The sequence below is a fragment of the Desulfobacterales bacterium genome (genome assembly GCA_029211065.1).
In the GTDB taxonomy this organism is placed as follows: Bacteria; Desulfobacterota; Desulfobacteria; order Desulfobacterales; family JARGFK01; genus JARGFK01.
On record JARGFK010000210.1, the window covers coordinates 1 to 3563 of the forward strand.

The following is a 3563-nucleotide window of genomic DNA, read 5'->3' on the forward strand; positions in this document are numbered from 1 at the left end:
CAACAGGGTGTCTTGGCTCCTCCATAACCGCATACTACACCATGTGGTCGGTTGAGTAAAGTGCATACCCACTTAAATAATTTTCGAATTTTCAATCACTTGGAGTTATATCATGTATAAATTAAAGCGTTTAACCAGTTTCTGCTTATGTCTTGTGATGCTTGTTGCGGCCTGTACCAGTGTCCCGGTGACCGGTCGGCAGCAATTAAATATTGTTCCCAATTCATCCATCATTCAAATGAGTTTAAAGGAATACGATGATTTTTTAAAAAAACATAAACTCAGTGATAATGATAAAGACACCCGGATGGTAAAGGATGCGGGCCTGCGCATCCAAAAGGCTGTGGAACTGTATTTTTCTGAAAGGGGAATGTCGCATCTGCTGGAAGGATATAAATGGGAGTTTAACCTGGTGGAGGGCAAGGAAGTGAATGCCTGGTGCATGCCGGGGGGCAAAGTGGTGGTATATACCGGGCTTTTGCCGATTGCCCAGGATGAAGAAGGGCTGGCGGTGGTCATGGGGCATGAAATCGCTCATGCCGTAGCCAACCACGGCAGTGAGCGCATGAGCCAGGGTCTCATCGCCCAAATGGGCGGCATCGCCCTGGCCGTGGCGGTAAAGGACAAACCCAGGGAAACCCAGCAGCTCTGGATGACGGCCTTTGGTCTGGGCGCCACCCTGGGCGTGATGCTCCCGTACAGCCGCCTGCATGAAAGCGAAGCGGATGAACTGGGGCTGATATTCATGGCCATGGCCGGTTATGATCCCCGCAAAGCCGTGGACTTCTGGGAACGAATGGCAAAGAAAAAAGGGGATAAGGCGCCGCCGGAATTCTTAAGCACCCACCCGTCCGACGAAACCCGGATCAACAACATCAAAGCCTCGATTCCGATGGCGCTGGATTACTATAAAAAACGGTCCTGAAAAAAGATATCTACCCTCCGAACTGCACCGTATGAAGATTGTTTTTGGGTCAGTTCTTGAAAATAGCGGCAGACAACTTATATTGTATCTTACAGGAAATTCTTTGAAATATATTAAGAGTGTTTTTTATAGTGTTTCACCGCCCGCTCCAGGCTACGCTCTACGAGCTACGACCTGACAAGTCGCTTGAGACGCAAAGGCCGCAGAGTAAAATATTATTTCTTTATCCCATCGGGATGTATATTTTTGCTTTCCGCCCTCTCAGCGGAAAGCAAAAAAAACATATTCTCTGCGTTCTCTGCGACTCTGCGGTGAGATATAATATTATACATAATCGTATTTAGGAGTACGTGTACTTAGTAAATTTTGTAAACTATCAAAAAGGAGAAAAAAATGGATCTACCGGAGTACATCACAGTTGAAGAAGTCCAAAGAGTCTGCAAGGAACTGGGTATCAGCGACTGGACCGAACCGAAAGAGCCGAAAGTGTCAGCCGAAGAGGCCCAGGTGATTCTGTCGGAAGTCAATGTGGAGGGAATGAAGATTGACCTGGATGAATTTCGCCAGGGACTTGAAGTCGAACTGGAACACGGGACGATGTTCAAGGATGCCAACGTAACCAATAATCACCCGGTTATAACCGGAAAAATCGTGCTGGCCCATTTGAAGGAATCCCTGTATTACTACAAACTGCTGGAAGTTGCCGAGCTTGAAGGGGATTTGGTCAAGGATATAGCGGCTGGAAATATTTCAAAACTAAAATCCCGCTATATCAAGTTTTCCAAAGCCAGAATGGTCTTAAGCCAGGAAGAACTGGATCGGTTGATGTAAATTTAAGACAACCGGCAGGTTTATTTTTGCGTCGTTAGCGCCATGCAGCGATAGTTTTGTATTATTTGTCCAAATAAATAAAAGGCGCGGAATAGAATCCAATATTCCGCGTCTTTTTATTTTGGATTTGCCGGGCACTAATATAGCGGTTGTCAAAAAAACGTTCCGTTATCCCAATGTTTTTTTTCTACAACCGATTATACCGCAATTCATTGTTTCGGAGCTTTAATATGGAAAGTGACAAGCAGGGTCGCATCTTAATTATTAACTGTTTTATATGAATAATTTATAATTAAGATGCGACCCCATTCTCCGCTGGGGCATTAATCCCGGTCTGGTCGAAATAATGTCGCGATGGATCATGGAACGGTCGGGCGACAGGGACCCGTTCTTTGAGGTTTCTATTTTTGAATATGATCAGCTCCATGCTGATTTAAATGAATCAAAGCTTGCGGTGGGCTGGTCCCCGGAAGCGCTGGTTGAAGAGGTGATGGTTTCCCCCGCTTTTTGGGTTAAGGACAAGCAACAGGTGGAAATCGGCAGGCCGGGCGCCGGCAAAATTCTTTCCTACTGGAAGGGAACGCCGGTGTTGTCCCGCAGGGTCGGCCACGAGGATGTCTGGAATATCGGCAAGTTAAACAAGGTCAACAGCGCTGAATTTGTGTATGCCCTTGACTCCCGGGTCATGGCGGCATTTGAAGGCGGCACGGATGACGCCCTGAATCTTTTAGAAGTGCCTGATCCCGATGTGCCGGTTTTTGGCATGGAGCAGGTAGCCGTCAGGGTGAGGGGCGCCCAATCCGGAAAAGAAGAGACGCTCGTCTGGGCGGTGGACCATGAAGACGTGTGGCGCCGGCATAACATCAACGCCGTCCAGTATCAGACCGGCAAATCGCTGCTGCTGGCCATTGCCCTGCTCCAGCAGACCCGTTACGGTCGGCAGCCGCTCAATTGCTGTGCCGCCGACCTCCCCATCAGCGGGCAGGACTGGGAAAATATCGAACAACTGATGACAGCACTGGATATCTGCTGGACTGATGCCTCTGCGCTGGCCCTTCGCACCGCACCCCTTGGAGATGATTTTTATGTCCCTACTTGAAAACGGCCCCAGACAGCTTATCTTTTGCCCTACAGTAAATTATTTGAAATATTGAAATGCCTTGTGAGTATTTTATTTTTTTTCAGTTCAATTAAGTTTGTAATCTATCAGAAAGGAGAAAAATATGGATCTGCCGGAGTACATCACAGTTGAAGAAGTTCAAAGGGTCTGCAAGGAACTGGGTATCAGCGACTGGACCGAACCGAAAGAGCCGAAGGTGTCAGCCGAAGAGGCCCAGGTGATTCTGTCGGAAGTCAATGTGGAGGGAATGAAGATTGACCTGGATGAATTTCGCCAGGGACTTGAAGTCGAACTGGAGCACGGGACGGTGTTCAAGGATGTCAACGTAACCAATAATCACCCGGTTATAACCGGAAAAATCGTGCTGGCCCATTTGAAGGAATCCCTGTATTACTACAAACTGCTGGAAGTCGCCGAGATTGAAGGGGATTTGCTCAAGGATATAGCGGCTGGAAATATTTCAAAACTAAAATCCCGCTATATCAAGTTTTCCAAAGCCAGAATGGTCTTAGGCCAGGAAGAACTGGATCGGTTGATGTAAATTTAAGACAACCGGCAGGTTTATTTTTGCGTCGTTAGCGCCATGCAGCGATAGTTTTGTATTATTTCCCAAACTGGGTATGCAGTTAACTCAACCGCCCACTATATGTAGAGGGTTACCTCCAATAATCATTTGGCGCGACACAG

Annotated in this window: 4 protein-coding genes; all 4 read left to right on the forward strand. The window is 47.3% G+C overall.

Annotated elements, in window-relative coordinates; genetic code table 11:
* The first annotated feature begins 112 nt into the window (after window positions 1-112).
* The 4 genes from P1P89_22705 (at window position 113) to P1P89_22720 (ending at window position 3417) form a co-directional block, all read left to right on the forward strand.
* Window positions 113-925, forward strand: a complete 813-nt coding sequence (locus tag P1P89_22705) for a M48 family metallopeptidase (GenBank protein ID MDF1594333.1) — start codon at window positions 113-115, stop codon at window positions 923-925.
* 393 nt (window positions 926-1318) lie between these two features.
* The gene (locus P1P89_22710) at window positions 1319-1756 is read left to right on the forward strand and encodes a hypothetical protein (protein ID MDF1594334.1); all 438 of its coding nucleotides are present in this window, start codon (window positions 1319-1321) and stop codon (window positions 1754-1756) included.
* Between the two features lie 346 nt (window positions 1757-2102).
* Window positions 2103-2855 (forward strand): hypothetical protein, encoded by a 753-nt coding sequence (locus tag P1P89_22715; GenBank protein MDF1594335.1) that lies wholly within the window; start codon window positions 2103-2105, stop codon window positions 2853-2855.
* Between the two features lie 124 nt (window positions 2856-2979).
* Window positions 2980-3417 (forward strand): hypothetical protein, encoded by a 438-nt coding sequence (locus tag P1P89_22720; protein MDF1594336.1) that lies wholly within the window; start codon window positions 2980-2982, stop codon window positions 3415-3417.
* The last annotated feature ends 146 nt before the right edge of the window (window positions 3418-3563 follow it).

Excerpts from the sequence above, each read along its gene's own strand:
- P1P89_22715 (MDF1594335.1), top strand. The coding sequence starts at position 2,103 with ATGTCGCGATGGATCATGGAACGGTCGGGCGACAGGGACCCGTTCTTT.
- P1P89_22710 (MDF1594334.1), top strand. The coding sequence starts at position 1,319 with ATGGATCTACCGGAGTACATCACAGTTGAAGAAGTCCAAAGAGTCTGC.
- P1P89_22705 (MDF1594333.1), top strand. The coding sequence starts at position 113 with ATGTATAAATTAAAGCGTTTAACCAGTTTCTGCTTATGTCTTGTGATG.
- P1P89_22720 (MDF1594336.1), top strand. The coding sequence starts at position 2,980 with ATGGATCTGCCGGAGTACATCACAGTTGAAGAAGTTCAAAGGGTCTGC.